This is a genomic window from Gibbsiella dentisursi, from assembly GCF_039539505.1.
GTDB classification, from domain to species: Bacteria; Pseudomonadota; Gammaproteobacteria; order Enterobacterales; family Enterobacteriaceae; genus Gibbsiella; species Gibbsiella quercinecans.
The window spans coordinates 1,659,902-1,678,523 of sequence record NZ_BAABDG010000002.1; the positions used below are offsets into that span (position 1 = coordinate 1,659,902).

Sequence of the window (18,622 nt, forward strand, 5' to 3'; positions counted from 1 at the left end):
AACTCCTGATTCCCTTGGTGTGGCTAAAAAAGATCAATGTAAAATCTGGCTGAGAAAGCGCTGCGCCCGCGGGCTGACATCGCCGCCAAAGAACCTATCGCTCGGCGCGTTTTCTATAATTTCGCCGTTTTCCATGAACACGATTTGGTTGGCCGCGCGCTTAGCGAAGCCCATCTCGTGGGTGACGACGATGCTGGTCATCCCTTCGGCGCTCAGATCGGCCATCACATCGAGCACTTCGCGGATCATTTCCGGATCCAGCGCCGAAGTGGGTTCGTCAAACAGCATCAGCTTGGGTTTCATCGCCAGCGCTCGGGCGATAGCCACCCGCTGCTGCTGGCCGCCGGAAAGCTCGTCCGGAAAGGCGTCGAACTTGTCGGGGATGCGCACCTTGCCCAACAGTTCCTGGGCCTGGGCGCGGGCCTGTTCGCGGCTGACGCCCAGCACGGTCATCGGCGCCAGCATGATGTTTTCGCCGGCGGTCAGGTGTGAGAACAGTTCGTAGTTCTGGAACACCATGCCGATCTCCTGGCGCAAGCGGTGCGGTGAAACACCGGAACGCACGATGTCCTGTTCGCGAAAGAAAATGCTGCCGCCTTCAAAGGGTTCCAGCAGGTTGACGCAACGCAACAGCGTGGATTTGCCGGAGCCGGAAGGGCCGATCAGCACCACGGTTTCCCCCTGGGTAATGTCGAGCGAACAGTTCTTTAAGACGTGCTGGGCGCCAAAGTGCTTTTCGATGCCAATGATTTCGAGTAACGGTTTTTTGCGGGCCATGGGCATCTCCTCAATGTTGTGTGCTGCTGCGCAGCAGACGGTCGGTAAAAGACAGCCGTGTTTTTTTGCGTTTTTTAGGATCCAACGCGCGCTCCAGCCAGGCCTGGCCCAGCATGAACAGCGAAGTCAGCGCCAGATAATAAATCCCGGCTGAACACAGGGCTTCGAAGTAACGGAAGTTGGCGCTGGCGGTCTGGTTGGCGATCAGCAGCAGTTCCTGCACCGCGATCACCGAGACCAGGGCGCTGGATTTCAGCATGCTGATCATCTGGTTGCCCATCGGCGGCAGTACAATGCGCGCCGCCTGCGGCAACACGATCTTGCGCATGATTTGCCCCTGGGTCATGCCCAGCGCCATACCCGCGGTGCGTTGGCCGCTGCGCACCGCCTGCAGGCCGGAGCGCAGGATTTCCGCCATATAGGCGCCTTCATTAAGCGACAGCGCCAACACCGCGCAGGTGAATGCCGAAAAACGCAGGCCGAAGGTGGGCAGAACGTTGTAAACGAAAATGATCTGGAACAGCACCGGCGTGCCGCGGAACACCCACAGGTAGAAAAAGGCCAGCAGCGGGCCCGCACGGAAGCGGGCTTCCTGCAACAGGGCCAGGATCAGCCCCATGATGATGCCGAAAAACAGTGAGCACACCGTGATCAACAAGGTCATTAATGCGCCCTGAAAGAACGCAGGCGAAATCAGGTATTGCCAAACAAGATCCAGAGACATGAGTTTTCCTCTCTTTTCAGGGCCGAGCGTTTAAACGGTGGGTCAGAAAATGGCGACAGAATCCGGGAACTGCCATTTCTCAATCAGCGTTTTGTAAGTGCCGTCGGTAACCAACGCCTGCAGGCCGTTTTCCAGCAAGGCTTTCATTTCGCCGTCGCCCTTGCGAATTGCAAAACCAATGTGGGTGCCGGCTTCAAACTCTTCGCCGACGGCTTCGAAGGTGTCGCCTTTCTCGTTGAGCAGGGCTACCGCGCCGGGGGTGGACAGGTATTCCGCATCGGCCCGTTTTTGCGCCACCGCCACGGCGGAATCGGTGGCGGCCGGGAAGGTCATCACGTTGATCGCCGGCTTGCTGGCGGCCAGGCAGTTCTGGTTGTCTGCGCGCGCCTGGCTCTCTTCGATCCCGCCGAGGGTGACGGCGATGTTCTTACCGCACAGCGATAAATCGCGGCCGGTGATTTTTTCCGGGTTGCCTTTCACCACCACCACGCGGCTGCCGATTTTCAAGTAGGGAACAAAATCCACCTGTTCCGCGCGGGTGGGGTTGATGTACATCGCCGAGTTGATGATATCCATGCGTTTGCCTTGCAGCGCTGGGATCAGGCCTTTGAACTCCATGGACAGCGGGGCCGGGGTGAGCGCCACTTTGGCCGCCAGGGCATTGATCAAATCAATATCAAACCCGGTCAGCTTGCCGTCTTTCATGTACTCAAACGGCATGAACGTGGCCGCCGTGCCGTAGGTCAGTTTGCCTTTGCTGACCAACTGTGGTTCCGCCGCCTGTGCGTGGCCCAGGGCAAAGGCATTCAGGCAGAGCGCCGCCAACGAAGCGGTGGCATAACGGCGCAAAAACGCTTTCTTGGACATGTGGGGTTCCTCATTCCGGTTATCAAAATTGCTCTTTATGCATCATTAAATACAATTAATGGCGTGCGTCAAGGCTCTTCTTTGGTGCATTAAATGCACGATAGTGGGGCTTTCTCTGGATTGTATTCACCCTGAAAATCACCTGTGCTATTGTACAATAATCACAATAAATACTTTTTCAGGCGCATTCTTCCATGACCCAGACAGCAACAGCCAGCGGACGGCGACTGGCGAACCAAATCCTTGACGTAATACGTGATGCAAAGTTTGAGCCAGGTCATCACCTAAGGGAGCAACAGCTTGCCGATTTGCTCGGCGTTTCACGCACGCCGGTGCGCTCGGCGCTGAAATTGCTGAGCGAGCTGGGCATTATCGAAGCCCGGCGCAATCAGGGATTCTTCTTGGTTAAATCCTTTAATGAACTGCACCAGATCAATATTGATATTCCGGTCAGCAGCGATCAGGATTTATATGAACAACTGGTGCGCGATCGGATTGCCGGCAAGCTGCCGGATTCACTCACCCAGATTGAGATCGCCCAGCGCTATGATGTGGATCGCAGCGTAATGGCGCGCACGCTGCTGCGCCTGTCGGAAGATGGGCTGATCGCCCGTAACAAAGGGCAGGGTTGGTCATTTTTGCCGACGCTCAATACCGATGTGGCGCTGAGCAACGGCTACGGCTTTCGCTTGATGATTGAGCCGGCCGCGTTGCTTTCGCCGGCGTTTCGGGCGGAACGCAGTGCGCTCAAGCGCCTGCGTTTACAGCATATCTATTTGATTTCCCACCCGGACATTTTGGCCGTCGACGGCCGGCAGATCTTCGACACCGATGCCAGCTTCCATGAGATGCTGGCCGAGTTCAGCGGCAATATCTTTGTGTTGCAGGCGATCCAACAACAAAACCGCCTGCGGCGGTTGCTGGAGTTTGGCAGCTACACCAACAAGCAGCGGGTGCGCGAATGGTGCGAGGAGCATGTGGCCATCATCGACGCCGTGCTGGATAAACGCATGGACGCGGCGGCGGAAATGATGCGCAGCCATTTACAGTCTGCTTACCAGATGGTGTTGAATAAGGTGGGCAAGGCCAGTCAGTAAACGGCCCCGCCCAAATGCCGATCATTTGTCCGCCTGTTGCAGCGATTCTATCACCGCGCTGACTTTCTGAATCGCCAGCTGCGCGGCGCGCGATAGCTGCCGGCGCGGGGCGACGCACAGCGCCAGCGTTAACGGGCGAACCGGCGGCCCCTGTAGAGGGACAAACGCCAGAGCGCCGGTTTCCACTTCGGTGAAGACGTCCAGCACGCTGAGCACCGCAATCCCCGCGCCGGCGCGGATCAGGGATTTCATCATGCGGATATCATTGCAGGTCATGCTGGCTGCCGGCGTCATATTGTGGCGTTTATACAGCAGCGCGGTGCGATCGTGCACGATCAGCGGCGCGGCCGGCATCAGGTGGCGGTATTCGCCCAGTTGGCCGATGGAAAGCCGGGGCTGATCGGCCAACGGGTGCGCCGGCGGCATCACTACGCCGATCGGCATTTCAGAAAACGCACGCACTTCCAGGCCGGTGCTTTCAATCGGATCGAGCAAAATACCGAAGTCAACGTCGGCATTGGCCACCTGCTCGCCGATCACCTGGCTGTCGTGGATGCCGATATCGAAGGTAAACCACGGGTATTCCCGGGCGATGGCCGCCAGGGCGTCAACCACCGGCCCCTCGTTCAGCGCGGCAATCAGCCCAATGCTGACGTGGCCGCGCTTCAACCCTTGCAGTTCGTCAAAGCGTTCCCGGGTGCGGCGGTACTCTTTGTTCCAGCGCAAAATATCATCGTAAAGCAGTTCGCCCGCGGTGGTCAGGCGCAGGCCGGAGGGCAGGCGTTCGAACAGCAGGGTTTCCATCATCTCTTCAGCCAGCAGGATCTGGCGGTTAATTGCCGAGGCGGAAACGTGCAGCACTTCCGCCGCTTTGCGCAAACTGCCGGTGCGAGCGACGGCCAAAAAATAGTGTGAAAAACGTGAAAATGGATCCATAGGTTAATGCCCTGTACTAATTTTTGCAGATGATAAGTAAAAAAACTGTTATGGACTGCAACACCTTCGATTATCCACAATGTAAGCACTGATAACAACAGCGCCGGGCATCGCCCAGGCCTGGATATGAAGACAGGTGAATGCAATGACGAAAATTACCCCTCCGCCGCAATGCAGCTTTGAACCCGATGACTGGCTGCGCCTGGCGCAGTATTGGCACCCGATCGCCATTTCCTCTGAAGTGACCAACGCACCGCAAAAGGTGACGCTGCTGGATGAACAACTGGTGATCTACCGTGTGAAAGACAATGTGGTGGTCGCACGGGATATCTGCCCGCACCGGGGCGTGCCGCTTAGCCTATCAACGCACGATAGCGAAGGGATTATCTGCCCGTATCACGGCCTGCGCTTTGGTGAGAACGGCCGTTGCAACCGTGTGCCTTCCAGCCCGGATCAGGCGATCCCTGCCAAACTGCACTTGCTGACCTTCCCGGTGGCCGAGCGCTATGGGCTGGTGTGGACCTGCCTGGCGCCAGCGGAAGATGAAATGCCGGCGCTGCCGACCATGCCGCATTGGGAAGATGAAGGTTTTCAACAGATCGTATGCCCGGCGTTTGATGTTGCCGGCTTTGCCGGGCGCCAGGTAGAAGGCTTCCTCGACGTGGCGCACTTTGCCTGGATCCACACCGAAACCTTTGCCGATCCGGAAAACCAGGTGGTGCCGGCTTATAACCCGGTGGAAACGCCATACGGTTTCAGCGTCGACTACTGGAGCACGGTGGGTAACTACCCGGCCAGCTCGGATTACCGCGCGCCTGAAGATTTTAAATGGCTACGGCATTTTGAAATGCACCTGCCGTTTACCGCCACGCTGACCATTCACTTCCCGGGCGATGCCCGGCTGGTGATCATGAACGCCGCTTGCCCGGTCTCCGCCAGAAAAACCCGGCTGTTTGCGCCGATCGCACGTAATTTTGACCAGCATATTCCGGTGGAAGATGTGCATGCTTTCAACCTGAAGGTGTTTGAAGAAGATCGGTTGATGGTGGAAACCCAGCGCCCGGAACGTTTGCCGTTGGATCTGACGCTGGAGGCCCACATCCCGGCGGACCGCAGTTCGATCGCTTATCGCCGCGGTTTGAAGAAACGGGGCTTTGGCGAGTTTTTCTTGGCATAGGAGGAAGGGGCAATGGATACGCTGAACGTGATTGTCGACGCTTTATCACGGCAAGGCCGCGGCAACATGGCGCTGCGGCTGGTGGCGGAAAACGGCGAACCGTTGCCCGCCTGGCAGGCTGGGGCGCACATTGATGTGCACTTGCCGCAAGGGATCGTCCGCCAGTACTCGCTGGCAGGCAACCCGGCACGCCGCGATCATTACCTGCTGTGCGTTAAAAAAGAGGCTGCTTCGCGCGGGGGCTCGCGCTACCTGCATGAAACGCTACGGCTGGGGCAGCGGTTGACCATCTCGGCGCCGCGCAATGTGTTCCCGCTGGCGCCGGCCGCCCACTATCTGCTGCTGGCCGCCGGCATCGGCATCACGCCGCTGTTGGCGATGGCGGAAGCGCTGGATGCCGCCGGCACCCCGTTTGAGCTGCACTATTATGTGAAACAGCGCGGCGACGTGGCGTTCGCTGAACGGCTGGCGCAGGGGTTCCGGCATGGCCGCTGCACGGTATGGTCAGGCTGCGCCGGCCATAGCCCGCGCAAGGAACTGCCGCCAGGCTTGTATGCCCAGCCTGATGACGCGCGGCTCTATCTGTGCGGGCCGGCCGATTTTATGGCGCACGTCGCCCGGCAGGCGAGTGATCACGGCTGGCAGCCCAAGCAGATCCACACCGAGGCATTCTGTGCGCCGCAGCCGGTAGCACCGTTGGAGGATGAAGGGTTCAGCGTAACCTTGCGGTCAACCGGCGAAAGTTATCGCGTTCCCGCCGAGAAAAGCATTGCCTGTGTGCTGGTTGAGAATAACGTGGATGTGCCGCTTTCTTGTGAGATGGGGCTGTGCGGCGCCTGCCTGACGCCGGTGGTTGAAGGCGAAGTGGATCACCGCGATACGGTGCAATCCGACGAGGAAAAAACGGCGGTGCAGCAGCAAATTGCGCTGTGCTGTTCACGCAGCCGCAGCGCGCGGCTGGTGATCGATCTGTAATCAGGCCAGGTATTGCATGCCCGGCAGATTAACGGCCGGTACCTGGCTGTGTAAAAAGTGATACAGCCGGTCAATATTGCCCTTTTTCAGCGTATTTACCGGCCACACCAGGTAGTAACCGTCGCCCGTGCCGGCCGCTTGCGCCAGGGGCGCAACCAATTGGCCTTGCTCCAGCGCCTGCGCGCACAAAACCAGATCACCAATGGAGACGCCGTGGCCGCAAATAGCGGCCACGATGCCTTGCTCTAGGCTATCGAAAACTTTGCCCTTATGTATCTCCACCGCCATTTCCCCACCGGCTTTCTGCAACCAACGGCGCCAGTCACGGCGATCCGGCGAAGGATGGATCAGCTCGCAGAAGGGCAGATCCGCTAGCTTTTTCAGCGGGAAAGCGGGCGCGCACACCGGGATCAGCCATTCGTCAAACAGCGGCGCGCAGGTGGTGCCGGCACCGAAATCCCCACGCCCGAGTAGGATCGCGCAATCGTACGGCTCGCTGAGAAAATCAACCTGATCCACATCCATCCACACGCTGGCGATTTGCACGTTCATCGTTGAGTTAATCTCATTCATCGCCCGCATGCAGTCCAATAGCCAGCGCATAGTTAGCGTCGAAGGCGCTTTGAGGCGCAAATCGTGATTGTTGCTGCGGAAAGCCTCACAGGCGGTTTCCAGGGTGTGAAAGCCGGCGCGCAATTGCCCGGCCAGCAGTTTGCCGGCCGGGGTGGCCGCCACGTTTGGCCCACGGCGAATAAACAACCGGCAGCCGAAATACTCTTCCAGCGTTTTAACGTGGCGGCTAACGGCACTGGGCGTGATGGCCAGCGCTTCCGCCGCCAGCGAAAAAGAAGCGTGCCTGGCGGCGCTTTCAAACGCTCGCAGGGCATAAAGGGGAGGAAGTTTTGCCGGCATGTTGGCACCTATTGTGAGTTTTAATCACAGTAGAGCGCAATTTTTTCCGTTTTTCAATCTGCGCGCGCCCACCGATAATCCACTTCGCCGGCAGGCTAATGGCCGCCATTCCGTAAATATCACCGACCAGGAAACGTCATGAACGCCCCATTGTTACTGCTTTATATCGCCTCGATTTTTATGCTGATTATTACCCCCGGCCCAGTGGTGGCGGTGGTGGTGGAAACCGCCGCCCGCCATGGGCGCAAACAGGCGATTTATACCAGCCTGGGTTCGAATATGGCGTCGTTGTGCCTGATTGCCGTAGCGGCGCTGGCTATCGCCGGCACGCTGACCATTAACGCCACGCTGTTTACGCTCATCAGCCTGGCAGGTTGCCTCTATCTGGCCGCCATCGCCTTGCATGCGCTGTGGGATGGCCGGCGGACGATGTTGGTTGAGGCACCCGCCGCACGCCGCACGGACAGGGGCTTTATGCGCGGTTTTATGGTGGGGATCGCCAACCCGAAAGACATTATTTTCTTCATGGCGTTTTTCCCGCAGTTTATCAACGTTACCCATGCATTCGGCAGCAGTATGGCCGTGCTGTCTGCGGTGTGGGTGACGATGGATTTGCTGATATTAACCGCCTATGTGCTTCTGGTGCGCGGGGCGTTTATGCGCCGCTACCGGCCGGTTATCGGCGTGGTGTCGTCAGCATTTTTACTTATTATCGCGGCGGCGGGGTTTGCCTATACGCTGTTTGCGTGGGTAAGTCTGTAGGGTGGATGTGTTCAGCCTGCATAAACGGCCGGGTTGCCGCCGTTTATGCAGGGCTGGGTGCAGGGCTAACGGCGCCCGCGCAGGTTAGTGTTGGACGACCAGACGTAAGTGGCGGTGGCATCTGGCTTGAACTTATTCTTTTTCTTTTCCGCCCGGGCTTTTTTGGCCAGGGCTTCACGTTCACTCATTAACTTATCAATGTAATCGTCTTTGATACGGTTGTTCTCAGCGTTGGTCAGCGGGCGGCCGTGTTTTTTCCTTTCCTGATCGAGCAGTGTTTTAAGCTGACGCTGTTCGCTTTCCGTCATGTCTTTCTGTGTCAATCTGGGCATAGTTTTGGCCTGTTCGCGGAGTTGAGGCTCTTATTATAGAGGAAACGCTTGGTTTTGTTTCCTGCGACTTCGCTTAACCGTCAACTTTCGCCAGCATCACCGCCACCTGATGGGGGTTGCCATCATCCACGAGCCGGAATGCCAGCCCCGGTTGCGGCACGCCGTCCACGCTGATTTGGCCTTTGCCGCTGCCTTGCACCAACGTGATGTGGTATTCACTGCCGCCTTCGCGGTAGCTGACGGTGACCTGCGGCCAATGCGCCGGCAGCCGGGTTTCAATCGCCAGCATATCACCCTGGCGTTTCAGCCCCAGCAGCGATTCCAGGATCAGACGGTACAGCCAGCCGGCGGAGCCGGTGTACCAGCTCCAGCCGCCGCGCCCGGTATGCGGCGGTTCGGAATAGACATCGGCGCTGATGACATACGGCTCCACTTTGTAACGTGCAACCGCGCCCTTATCCTGGCTGTGCACGATCGGGTTAATCAGATCCAGCAGTTCCCAGGCCCGTTCGACGTTGCCCATTTCCGCAAAGGCCATTACGGCCCAGATAGCGCCGTGGGTATACTGGCCGCCGTTTTCACGCACGCCGGGCAAATAGCCGCGAATGTAGCCGGGATCTGGGCCTTCGCCGTTGAACGGTGGGGTCAACAGCTTGATCAGCCCTGTGTGGTCATCCACCAGATGTTCGTCCAGCGCCTGCATGGCTACGGCATTGCGCGCTGTGTCGCCGGCGCCGGACAGCACCGCCCAACTTTGCGCGATCGCATCAATCCGGCACTCGGCCGAATGCTGTGAGCCCAGCGCCGTTCCGTCGTCAAAATAACCGCGCCGGTACCAGGCACCATCCCAGGCATGGTCAGCAAGGTGTTGCTGCAGTTGATCGGCCTGCTGCCGGCACAGGGCGGCCAAATCGCCGTCGTTGCGCCGCGCGGCCAGAGCGCCGAAGCGTTGCAGAATGTGAAACAGGAAGAAGCCCAGCCACACGCTTTCCCCGCGCCCTTCAAGGCCAACCCGGTTCATGCCGTCATTCCAATCGCCCGATCCCATCAGCGGCAGGCCGTGCTCACCGAAGCGCAACCCGTGTTTCAGCGCTCTGGCGGCATGTTGATACAGGGTTTCTTTCACCGCGCTTTGCTGCGGCTGTTCGTAGGTAGATTCCTCACCCGGCGGCACTTGCCGGGCCTCCAGGTAAGGGATGGACTCGGCGAGGATCCCGTCGTCGCCCGTGGCGTCCAGGTAGTGGCAAACCGCCAGCGGCAGCCAGAGGTAATCATCGGAACAGCGGGTGCGCACGCCGTTGCCCTGCGGCGGGTGCCACCAGTGCAGGACATCGCCCTCAATGAACTGGTGTGAAGCACACAGCACAATCTGTTCGCGCATTCGCTGTGGCAGCACATGGCTTAGCGCCAAAATGTCCTGCAACTGATCGCGGAAGCCAAACGCGCCGCCGGACTGATAATAGCCGCTGCGCGCATAAATTCGGCAGGAGAGCGTTTGATACAGCAACCAGCCGTTGGCCAGCAGATCCACCTGCGGCTGCGGGGTATGAATTTGAACCTTGCCGAGGATATCGCGCCAGGAGGTCTTCACCTGATCAAGCGCACTCAGCAGCACATCTTCTTGCAGGTATTGCCGCAGTAACGCCTCTGCCTGCTCGGCGTTAGCGCCGATCCCCAGGGCAAACACCACGCTGCGTTGGTCGCCGTCGATAAGCGCCATGGCGGATTGCGCAGCACCGCAAGGATCCAGGCCGGCGCCGGTATTGCCGGAAAGGCGCCGCCGCGTGAGGGCCTCGGGCTTTGCCAGCGTGCCGTTGCGGCCGATAAACTCACGCCGATCGCCGGTAATGGAACAATGGGCGCCGCTGACGCCGAAAAACGCGGTGCGTTCGTTGCCATTGCCACCGTAATGGTTTGTGGCCAGGATCCCGCAGCCGTTCTGCGCGTCGGCACCCCGTGTCGCGATGTGCATAGCTGAATTTTGCCGCAGATCGCTGAGGATGAACTCCATATAGCCCGTCGCGGAAAGCTTACGCGTGCGCCCCGACAGGTTGGTCAGAGTCAGCAAAAACAATTTCACCGGCGCCGCTTTGGCGACAAACACCGTGAGCTGCGAATCAATGCCGTTTTCCCGGTGCTCGAATACGCTGTAGCCAAAGCCGTGGCGGGTGAGATAGCCGCCGTTTCCCCGTGCCGGCAGCGCGGTGGGCGACCAGATATGCCCGTTTTCTTCATCGCGCAGATAGAAGGCTTCGCCGCTGCTGTCGCTGACCGGATCGTTGTTCCACGGGGTTAAACGGTATTCGTGCGCGTTTTCAAACCAGGTGTAGCTTTGGCCGCTTTCCGATACCACGCTGCCGAAACCTGGGTTGGCGATCACATTGGCCCACGGCATTGGGGTGGCGGTGTTGGCGCCCAGCGTGATGATGTATTCGCGCCCGTCCGGCGAAAACCCGCCGGTGCCGTTATAAAACTGCAGGTTGCCCACTGCCGGCAGCGGCGGGCGGGGCAATTCTTGCGGCAAAGGAGCCACGGTCGGTAACCGGGTCGAGGCAGAGATCAGCGCCAGCGAGCGCTGCTGCGCGGGCGAAACCTGCAGGCGCTGCTGGAGCTGCGCCGCCAGTGCCCCCTGGCGGTCGTCCAGGTAGATGCGCGCAACGCTCAGCAGCAGCGTGCGATCTTCCGCCGCCAAATGCTCGCTGGAGCGTACAAAGATACCGCCGGCGCGCTGCGTATGCGCGCTGGCGACGCCCGCCGAAATCAGCGCCATGATGTCATTTTGCAAATCCTGCCGGTAACCGCCCGCGGTCTCGTTGACGATCACCAGATCCACCTGCAGGCCCTTCATCTGCCAATAGCTATGCGCCTGTATAAGCTGCTGAACCAGCGCAATGTTTTCGCTGTCGGTCACCGTTAATAACACGATCGGCAGATCGCCCGAGATCGCATGCCCCCACAGGCCGGACTGCCCACGGCGGTTACGGCTGATCTCGCCCTGCGCCGCGCGCATTTCCGGGCCAGGGAAAATGACCGCGCCGGCAAGGCGGTTGTACAGATTGGCCTCTTCCTCATTGATGTTCAATTGGCGCAGCACTACCTGGCTGTGTGACCAGGCCAGCTCAAAGACGCGATCGGCCAAGTGGCGATCGCGGTATTTCTCCAGCATGCCGAGGCTGCCGGCGCGGCTTTCGCTGACGCCATAGAAAATATCCAGCGTAACCGGGATATTCGGCTCAAGCAGCACACGCTGGCGAATGGCGATGACGGGATCGAGCACTGCGCCGGCACTGTTGGACAGCGGCCCGTTTTGCTGCAGGGCCTGCGGATTGGCGGCGGTGCGCCCGCGGCCGATAAATTTGGCGCGATCGGTTTCGAACGAAACGCTGCCGCGCGGTTGTTGCACCGTCATCATGTGCAACAACCACGGGGATTGCTCATGGGGTTCGCGTGGGCGGCGGTGGCACAAAATCGCATCCTGTTCAGCCAATAACTCGGTTTGCACAAACAGATTGCTGAATGCCGGGTGGGCCAGATCGTTGTTAGCCGGCGCCAGCACCACTTCGGCATAGCTGGTCACTTCGATCAACCGGGGCTGTTTGCCGTGATTGACCAGCGTTACGCGGCGCAGCTCAATATCGTCTTCCGGCGATACCACCACCTGCGTTTTCACCGCCAGGGTGCCCAGCGTGCGCTGGAATTTGGCGCCGGCATCGTTAAACACGGCGTAATCGTTTTGCGCCGCGCCGCCGAGCGGCTGCCAGGTGTTGCTCCAGGTTTCGCCGGTTTGCGGATCCTTGAGGTAGCAAAATGCGCCCCAGTTATCGCAGGTGGCATCTTCCCGCCAACGCGTCAGCGCCAGGTTCTGCCAATAGCGGTAGCTGCCGCCGGTTTGGGTCAACATCAAGCGATAATTGGCGTTGGCCAGCAGTTGCACTTCGGGGATTAGCGAATCCAGATGGGTGAATTCACGCGCTGACACGCTTGCCGGTTCCCGTAGCCCGTCGTTCGCCTCGAATTGGCGGCGGTTGCCGTACAGCTCTATCGCATCCGGCACGCGTTCTTGCAGCAACAGGCGCGCCGACTGGAATACCGGCGAGCTGGCGAAACGGTCCACCATCGGGGCGTTCAGCAACAGATGCGAGAACGCAAGCAGGCTCATGCCCTGGTGGTGGGCCATATAGGAACGCACCACCACAAAGGATTGGCCATGGCTGAGGCGGGAAGGGGTGTAGTCCAGCGCCTCGTAAAAACCGTAGCGCCCGCGGGCGCCATGGCTCTCCAGCGTAACCAGGTTGCGGTATGCGCGCCTGGCATCCACCATCAGCGCCATCACGGTGGCATAGGGCGCCACTACCATATCGTCGCTCAGCCCACGCCTTAACCCCAGGCCCGGTACGCCAAAAGCGTGGTACTGGTAATTTTGCTGTGCGTCGAAGCCAAAGTAGCCAGATTCAGAAACGCCCCAGGGCACCCGGTATTTTTTGCCCCAGTCGATTTGCCATTGCACGGCGGTGCGGCACATTTGCGCCAGCAGCGAGCCGGGATACGCCGGCATCACCAGTTGCGGCATCAGGTATTCAAACATTGAACCGCTCCACGACATCAGCGCGGGCTGGCGATCGAGCACGGTGAACAACCGCCCGAGCGCATACCAGCTGCGCTGCGGGATCTGGTTGGTGGCAATGGCGACGTAGTTGGTTAAGCGGACTTCAGAAGCCAACAAATCGTATTTGCCGCTGTCCGGCCGGTTTTGCTCGCAGTTAAAACCGATGGTCAGCAGGTGGGTGGCTTGGTTATAGAGAAAGCCGAAATCCATTTGCGCCATCTGCGCCAGCTTTTGCTCCAGCGCCGCCAGGCATTGCAGGCAGTCTTTGGCCAGCATGCCGGCCTGTATCAGATACGCCTGCCGCTCGACGGAAAGCTTCAGCCCTGGCGGAGGGGCGGCTAACCAGGCCAGAGTGGGCAACGGTTCCTGGTGTGTCTCTTCGCCGTCGAGCCAGCTATACCATTGTGGCCATGCCTGGCAAAGCGCCTGCAATTCGTTAGCTAACGCATTGGCCCAGTGGTGGATGGCGGCAGGTTGTTCCTGGGCTGCCTTTTTGAGCTCTGCGCCGTCATGGCGCATGGCTTCCAGCAACGCCATCAGCGAGCCGGCTGGCGTTTGCAGGGCCACGGCCAAACGCTGGCGCAGCGCCGGCAAGGCCTTGGGCGCGCTGCTGCCCCAGTGTTGCTCCAGCAGGCCCAGCGTGTCTGACAGGCCGTTGAGCATCCGCTGCGGATCGATGGCTGGCTGCTCGCGCAACGCTGGCAAGCCGGCGCGCAGCGTCAGCAGGTGGCCCGCCAGGTTACCGCTGTCGACGCTGGAAATGTAACGCGGCGACAGCGGTTCTAAGGTGCGGGTGTCATACCAGTTGTAAAGATGGCCGCGATAGTGCTCCAGCCTGCTGACGGTGGCCAACGTACGTTCAATACGCTGGATCGCCGCCGCCAGGGTGAGATAGCCGAAATCGTAGGCGGTCAGATCCGCTAATAGCGCCAGGCCGATATTGGTTGGCGAGGTTCGGTGGGCGATTTTGGTCGCCGGCATTTCCTGCACGTTATCCGGCGGTAGCCAATTCTCTCCTGCGGTGACAAAGGTGGCGAAAAAGTCCCAGGTTTCACGGCTAAGTTGGCGCAGGACAGTGCGCTGCGCCAGGCTCAGCGGGATAGCAGGACGCAGCGGCGGCCGGCTGAGAAGGCAAAACAGCAGGGGCGCCAACGCCCATAGCAGCGCCAGCGGCAAGAGCAGCGCCAGCAATGGCCCGTGATACAGAACGCCGGCCAGCAGGAGCAGGGCCGCTGCCAGCGGGTTAGCCCACATGACGCGGTAGAAATTGGCGGCGGTGATGCGGTTAAGGTTGATGCTGTGCGCATAGCTGGCCCACTCTTGCAGGTTGTGTTTACTCACCCCCATTCGCCACAGGGTAATGGCAATGGCCCGCAGGCTATACCAGGCCTGATGGGGCAACACGGCCAGCGTTAACCCCAACTGGCGCAGATTGCTCCCGATACTCTTGACGGTCAGCCACATGTGGCGGGCCAACGGGCGATAAGATGGTTTTCGCAGGCCATCCTGCAGCAAGCTGAGTAGCGCCGGCAGTAGCGGTGGGAGCAAGAATGCCATGAGCCAATAACCGTTGATCGGCAGCCAGACGGCGCTGAAAAACAGTAGCGTCATCAGGCTGGGCGCCACCAGGCTGCGGCGCAGATTATCGAACAGCTTCCAGCGCGACAGCATGCTCAGCCGGTTTTTCACGTACACGCCGCTTGCCGTTTTTATCGATGGGCGCAGCCAGTGCAGCAGTTGCCAGTCCCCGCGGATCCAGCGGGTGCGGCGCACCACATCCACTAAATAACTGCTGGGATATTGCTCATACAGCAACACGTCGCTGATTAACCCCGCGCGGGCATAGCAGCCCTCGAGCAGATCGTGGCTCAGAATGACATTGTCCGGGCACACATCGCGCAGCGCCCGCGCGTAAACGTCAACGTCATAGATGCCTTTGCCGATGAACGATCCTTCGCCAAACAGATCTTGATAAATATCGGAAGACGCCAGCGTATAAGGATCGTTACCCGGCGTGGCGCTGCTCAGGGCGGCATAGCGGCTCTGGCCATAGCGCGGGATTTCCTCCGCCATGCGTGGCTGGAGGATGGCATAGCCATCAACCACTCGCTGGCTGGCTTCGTCATAGCGCGGCTGATTGAGTGGGTGCGCCATGGCGGCGATCAGTTGGTGGGCCGTATCGCGCGGCAACACGGTATCGCTGTCTAACGTAATGACATATTTGACGTTTTTCAGCACTTCCAGCCCAAAGCCGATCTGGGTTGAAAAGGCATTGCCGCGGTTGCGCAGCCAGTCGTTAAGCGCATTCAACTTGCCGCGCTTGCGTTCATACCCCATCCAAACCTGCTGCATGTCATTCCATTGGCGCGAGCGGTTGAATAAAAAGAAGTGGCTGGCGGCCTGGCCGGGATAACGGGCGTTAAGCGTTTCAATATGATGAACCGCATAATTGAGCAATGCATCGTCGTCGGCACGCTGTTGCTGCGGCGCATCGGTAAAATCGGTCAACAGCGCAAAGTGCAGGTGGGCCATGTCATTGCCCAGATAGCACACTTCCAGGGTATTAATCAGTTGGTCGATGGCGCTTTTACTGCTAAGCAGCGTTGGCACAGCGATCAGCGTACGGCATTCGGCAGGGATGCCGGCAGAAAAGTCCAGCCGCGGCAGCGACTGCGGCGCACGGCTATGCCCGGTGATATTGCCAAGCGCGTTGAGAAACAGCTGGCTGAATACGATAACCAACGGCACGGCCAGCAGCAGTAGCCACAGATAACTGATGCCGGCGGCATGGCCCTGACTCAGCAGTTCGGCGCAGCTGGCGGTGGTGAGCAGGCTGAGACTGCCCAACCAGGCCAGCAGCGGCATTTGGCTAAAGGCGTGGCGGACGCGGGTGACAACGCCAAGCGTCACCCCCAGCCGTTGTTCCAGCGCTTTGCGGCCTTGGGCGATCAGGTAGTAGCCAACGTGTTCGCTGCGTTGCGGGGCATCAGGCGTTTGCGCCGCCTGTTGCGCCATATCCAACGTTTGCTTGGCTATTTCTATTTCGCTATAGGGGCAGTGGCGTGCCAGCATCTCGATTACATGGCGGTAGCGATCCCGGGTATTAAAGTGCATCCGGCCATAAATCCCGGTGGGATCTTTTTGCAGGATGCGTTCCACCTGGCTTAGCGTTTCCACGAACTCCGGCCAATCCATCTCGCTCAGTTGGCGCAGCCCGGTGATGCTGTTGCTCACCGACAGTTGATTGGCCGCCAACTGCTGATTAAAACGGTGCACCAGCTCGCTGGAGGTCATTTTCACTTCGGTGAGCCGTTGCTCAACCCAGGTGAGCGGCAGCGCCAACATGGTGCCGTGCCCTTGCAGGCGGCGCACCAGTTCGGCAACGAAGGCGCTGGTGCGCGGCGGGTTGGAACGGGCCATATCGGCGATCACCACGATCAGGTTGGCGGGATCGTTGGCGGCGGCTTCCTGCATTTTGGTCACCCAGCTATCCGCCAGGTTACGCTCCTGCTGTATCTGCGCCACTTCCACTGCCACCCGGCGGAGATTTTCCAGCAGCGCCAACCGCAGCATGCCGGGGAGCGCCCACAGTTCGCCCAGCTTCAGGCTGGTTTCTTTCTGGTATGCGGCGATATAGCGCGCCAGATTCTCGGCGTCCCAACGGCCATCGCCGTGCGCTATCGCTTCGGTGGCGATATCGTAGATCCGCGGGCAACCATGCGGTGGCGCGAGCTGTGGCAATCCGCGGCCGAAGTTTTTCGGCAAATGCTGCCTGACCGCCCTGATCTGTTCTTCGATAATGTAAAAATTATCCAGCTGCCAGTTGCCGGCCGGCGTCATATTGGCTTTGTTGCACTGGCTGAGGGTTTGGCAACTGTCAACCAGCACCCGTTCGTTATCATTCAGGCGCTGGAGCAGATAGTAAGGGGTTTTATGCGTGGTCAGCTTATGCGAACGGGCCAACCGCTGGCCGTGGCGCTCCATTTGGTCGACGGAAAATAGCTCGGCCTGAATGGTATCGGCGCTGGTTTCCCGCGTGGCTTGATGGGCTTTTGCCAGCGCTTTTTTCTGGCGAAATATGTTCAGCCAGTTGATGCGTTTTTCTTTCACGAATTAATACCTGTATCTGACCCAAAGGACAGCCGGTTATCACCATTGGGAGATCGTGAACATCTTGATATCACAGCCAATTCATTTTGGCGGGAGAGGGCCGTCGGATACGTGGTTTTTTATATTTTTATTTTTAGGTTGAACGCAATAATTTGCGGCTCAACCATCATGCTGCTTTTAAAGACCGGCGGCTCATTATGGCAATTTGGCATATTCTTCCGCCAGGGCGTCGTAAATAGGGCGAAAGCGTTTTTGAATCAGCAACGCTTGCCCTTCACGCGCGGCCATTACGCCGGAAAGCAAGATACATGTCTGTTTGAAAAGGAAAATTTTAAATTCTTCGTCCGTCATTGCCGGCTTTGTGGACAGCGTGGGTTCTTTTGATAAGGCTTTTAACGGCGCGAATAGCTTATGAATAGTGTCTTTATTCTTCACCTGGCAGGAAAAAATGACCGCATTTCGGGCAAATCAGCGTGATATTTTTACGCATTTTGCGGCTGCTTTGCTCGGTAATAAAAGCGCAATGCGGGCAGGTGACTTTAACTGATGTGTCACTAAACATCTTAAGGGCATCAAAGATAGACATATCTTGTACCTGATAGATGTGTGGGCAATTAGTATACACCTAAGGCGGCGCTAAAACCGATTTATCTTCCTCTGTTGGAAGGACAGGATAGGGGCACGGCATGATTGCCGTGCTACTTTTCGGGCTGCGCAAATAGGGCGGTAAATAATTGGCGGTACAGCCGTTGCAGTTCAGCGCCGCTGTCGCCGCGCGCCTGGCGAATCCGGCGGCGCAGCAGGGTGCCGTCGCACAACACCGCCATCAGCTCCCCGCGCGCGGCGATCTGCTCGTCCGGCAGCCAGGGATAGTGGGTCTTCATCAGCGTGCAGCCTTCCTGCATCATGCGTTCATCGGCGCGCAGCAGTATCCCGGCGATGCGTGGGTTGCGGACCGCTTCAGCGCTGATTTCCAACAGTAAGGCTTCGTCATCTTCCAGCAGTTGCGAATCTTCCTGCGGGGCGGAGAACATCGAACCGGCGGCGGACAGCGCTTGCGCCATGCGCTCCAGATCGTGGTTGATGTCCAGCATCAGGTTAACGCGCCGAAACACGATGCGTTGGACGATCTCCTCGACAATCTCTTCCTTGTTATGAAAGCAGCGGTAGATCTGGCCGGCGCCTAACTTCGAAAGGCGCGCAATATCGGCAATGGAGGCGCCGCGCAGCCCCTGGCGCTGAAAGCAGAGACGCGCTGATTCGATGATCAGGCTGCGGCGTGCTTCTAGGCGGGATTCTCGGGTGTTTTTATCGCTCATGAGGGAAAATGCCAGTGATGATGAAAAA

General features: G+C 58.9%; 14 protein-coding genes. 4 read left to right on the forward strand and 10 right to left on the reverse strand.

Annotated elements, in window-relative coordinates; all coding sequences use genetic code 11:
* Nucleotides 1-33: 33 nt before the first annotated feature.
* The 3 genes from ABFX35_RS08020 to ABFX35_RS08030 are packed head-to-tail and all read right to left on the reverse strand — an operon-like array spanning nucleotide 34 to nucleotide 2,368.
* Nucleotides 34-777 carry an amino acid ABC transporter ATP-binding protein gene (locus tag ABFX35_RS08020; RefSeq protein WP_346080208.1) on the reverse strand — a complete coding sequence of 248 codons (744 nt, stop codon included), beginning with the start codon at nucleotides 775-777 and terminating at the stop codon, nucleotides 34-36.
* 10 nt (nucleotides 778-787) lie between these two features.
* Complete coding sequence (locus ABFX35_RS08025; protein ID WP_095848713.1) at nucleotides 788-1,501, reverse strand: amino acid ABC transporter permease; 714 nt, start codon at nucleotides 1,499-1,501, stop codon at nucleotides 788-790.
* Between the two features lie 42 nt (nucleotides 1,502-1,543).
* Complete coding sequence (locus ABFX35_RS08030; RefSeq protein WP_279024195.1) at nucleotides 1,544-2,368, reverse strand: ABC transporter substrate-binding protein; 825 nt, start codon at nucleotides 2,366-2,368, stop codon at nucleotides 1,544-1,546.
* Between the two features lie 194 nt (nucleotides 2,369-2,562).
* Between ABFX35_RS08030 and ABFX35_RS08035 the strand changes: the two genes are divergently transcribed.
* Nucleotides 2,563-3,465 (forward strand): GntR family transcriptional regulator, encoded by a 903-nt coding sequence (locus ABFX35_RS08035; RefSeq protein WP_095848711.1) that lies wholly within the window; start codon nucleotides 2,563-2,565, stop codon nucleotides 3,463-3,465.
* Nucleotides 3,466-3,486: 21 nt separating this feature from the next.
* On the opposite strand, the gene ABFX35_RS08040 is transcribed toward ABFX35_RS08035, so the two are convergent.
* On the reverse strand, nucleotides 3,487-4,401 hold the full coding sequence (locus ABFX35_RS08040) for a LysR family transcriptional regulator (protein WP_279024198.1): 915 nt from the start codon (nucleotides 4,399-4,401) through the stop codon (nucleotides 3,487-3,489).
* Between the two features lie 145 nt (nucleotides 4,402-4,546).
* Between ABFX35_RS08040 and ABFX35_RS08045 the strand changes: the two genes are divergently transcribed.
* Nucleotides 4,547-5,578 carry an aromatic ring-hydroxylating oxygenase subunit alpha gene (locus tag ABFX35_RS08045; protein WP_346080211.1) on the forward strand — a complete coding sequence of 344 codons (1,032 nt, stop codon included), beginning with the start codon at nucleotides 4,547-4,549 and terminating at the stop codon, nucleotides 5,576-5,578.
* 12 nt (nucleotides 5,579-5,590) lie between these two features.
* The gene (locus ABFX35_RS08050) at nucleotides 5,591-6,553 is read left to right on the forward strand and encodes a PDR/VanB family oxidoreductase (RefSeq protein ID WP_346080214.1); all 963 of its coding nucleotides are present in this window, start codon (nucleotides 5,591-5,593) and stop codon (nucleotides 6,551-6,553) included.
* On the opposite strand, the gene ABFX35_RS08055 is transcribed toward ABFX35_RS08050, so the two are convergent.
* Nucleotides 6,554-7,465, reverse strand: a complete 912-nt coding sequence (locus tag ABFX35_RS08055; protein ID WP_346080216.1) for a LysR substrate-binding domain-containing protein — start codon at nucleotides 7,463-7,465, stop codon at nucleotides 6,554-6,556.
* Between the two features lie 138 nt (nucleotides 7,466-7,603).
* On the opposite strand from ABFX35_RS08055, the gene ABFX35_RS08060 reads away from it, so the two are divergent.
* On the forward strand, nucleotides 7,604-8,227 hold the full coding sequence (locus ABFX35_RS08060; protein ID WP_279022797.1) for a LysE family translocator: 624 nt from the start codon (nucleotides 7,604-7,606) through the stop codon (nucleotides 8,225-8,227).
* A 65-nt stretch (nucleotides 8,228-8,292) separates the two neighbouring features.
* On the opposite strand, the gene ABFX35_RS08065 is transcribed toward ABFX35_RS08060, so the two are convergent.
* The 5 genes from ABFX35_RS08065 to ABFX35_RS08085 all read right to left on the reverse strand — a co-directional run bounded on the left by ABFX35_RS08065 (nucleotide 8,293) and on the right by ABFX35_RS08085 (nucleotide 18,594).
* Nucleotides 8,293-8,559, reverse strand: coding sequence for a YjbD family protein (locus ABFX35_RS08065; RefSeq protein ID WP_095848702.1), 267 nt, complete (start codon nucleotides 8,557-8,559; stop codon nucleotides 8,293-8,295).
* A gap of 73 nt (nucleotides 8,560-8,632) precedes the next feature.
* Nucleotides 8,633-17,275, reverse strand: a complete 8,643-nt coding sequence (locus tag ABFX35_RS08070; RefSeq protein ID WP_346080218.1) for a GH36-type glycosyl hydrolase domain-containing protein — start codon at nucleotides 17,273-17,275, stop codon at nucleotides 8,633-8,635.
* 195 nt (nucleotides 17,276-17,470) lie between these two features.
* Entirely contained in the window at nucleotides 17,471-17,710 is a 240-nt protein-coding gene (locus ABFX35_RS08075; RefSeq protein ID WP_279022799.1) for a hypothetical protein, read from the reverse strand.
* Nucleotides 17,700-17,861: a YnfU family zinc-binding protein gene (locus ABFX35_RS08080; RefSeq protein WP_279022800.1), complete on the reverse strand. Its 162-nt coding sequence runs from the start codon at nucleotides 17,859-17,861 to the stop codon at nucleotides 17,700-17,702. Before ABFX35_RS08080 ends, ABFX35_RS08075 begins: the two co-directional genes overlap by 11 nt.
* A 112-nt stretch (nucleotides 17,862-17,973) precedes the next feature.
* On the reverse strand, nucleotides 17,974-18,594 hold the full coding sequence (locus ABFX35_RS08085; RefSeq protein WP_346080221.1) for a TetR/AcrR family transcriptional regulator: 621 nt from the start codon (nucleotides 18,592-18,594) through the stop codon (nucleotides 17,974-17,976).
* Between the last annotated feature and the right edge of the window lie 28 nt (nucleotides 18,595-18,622).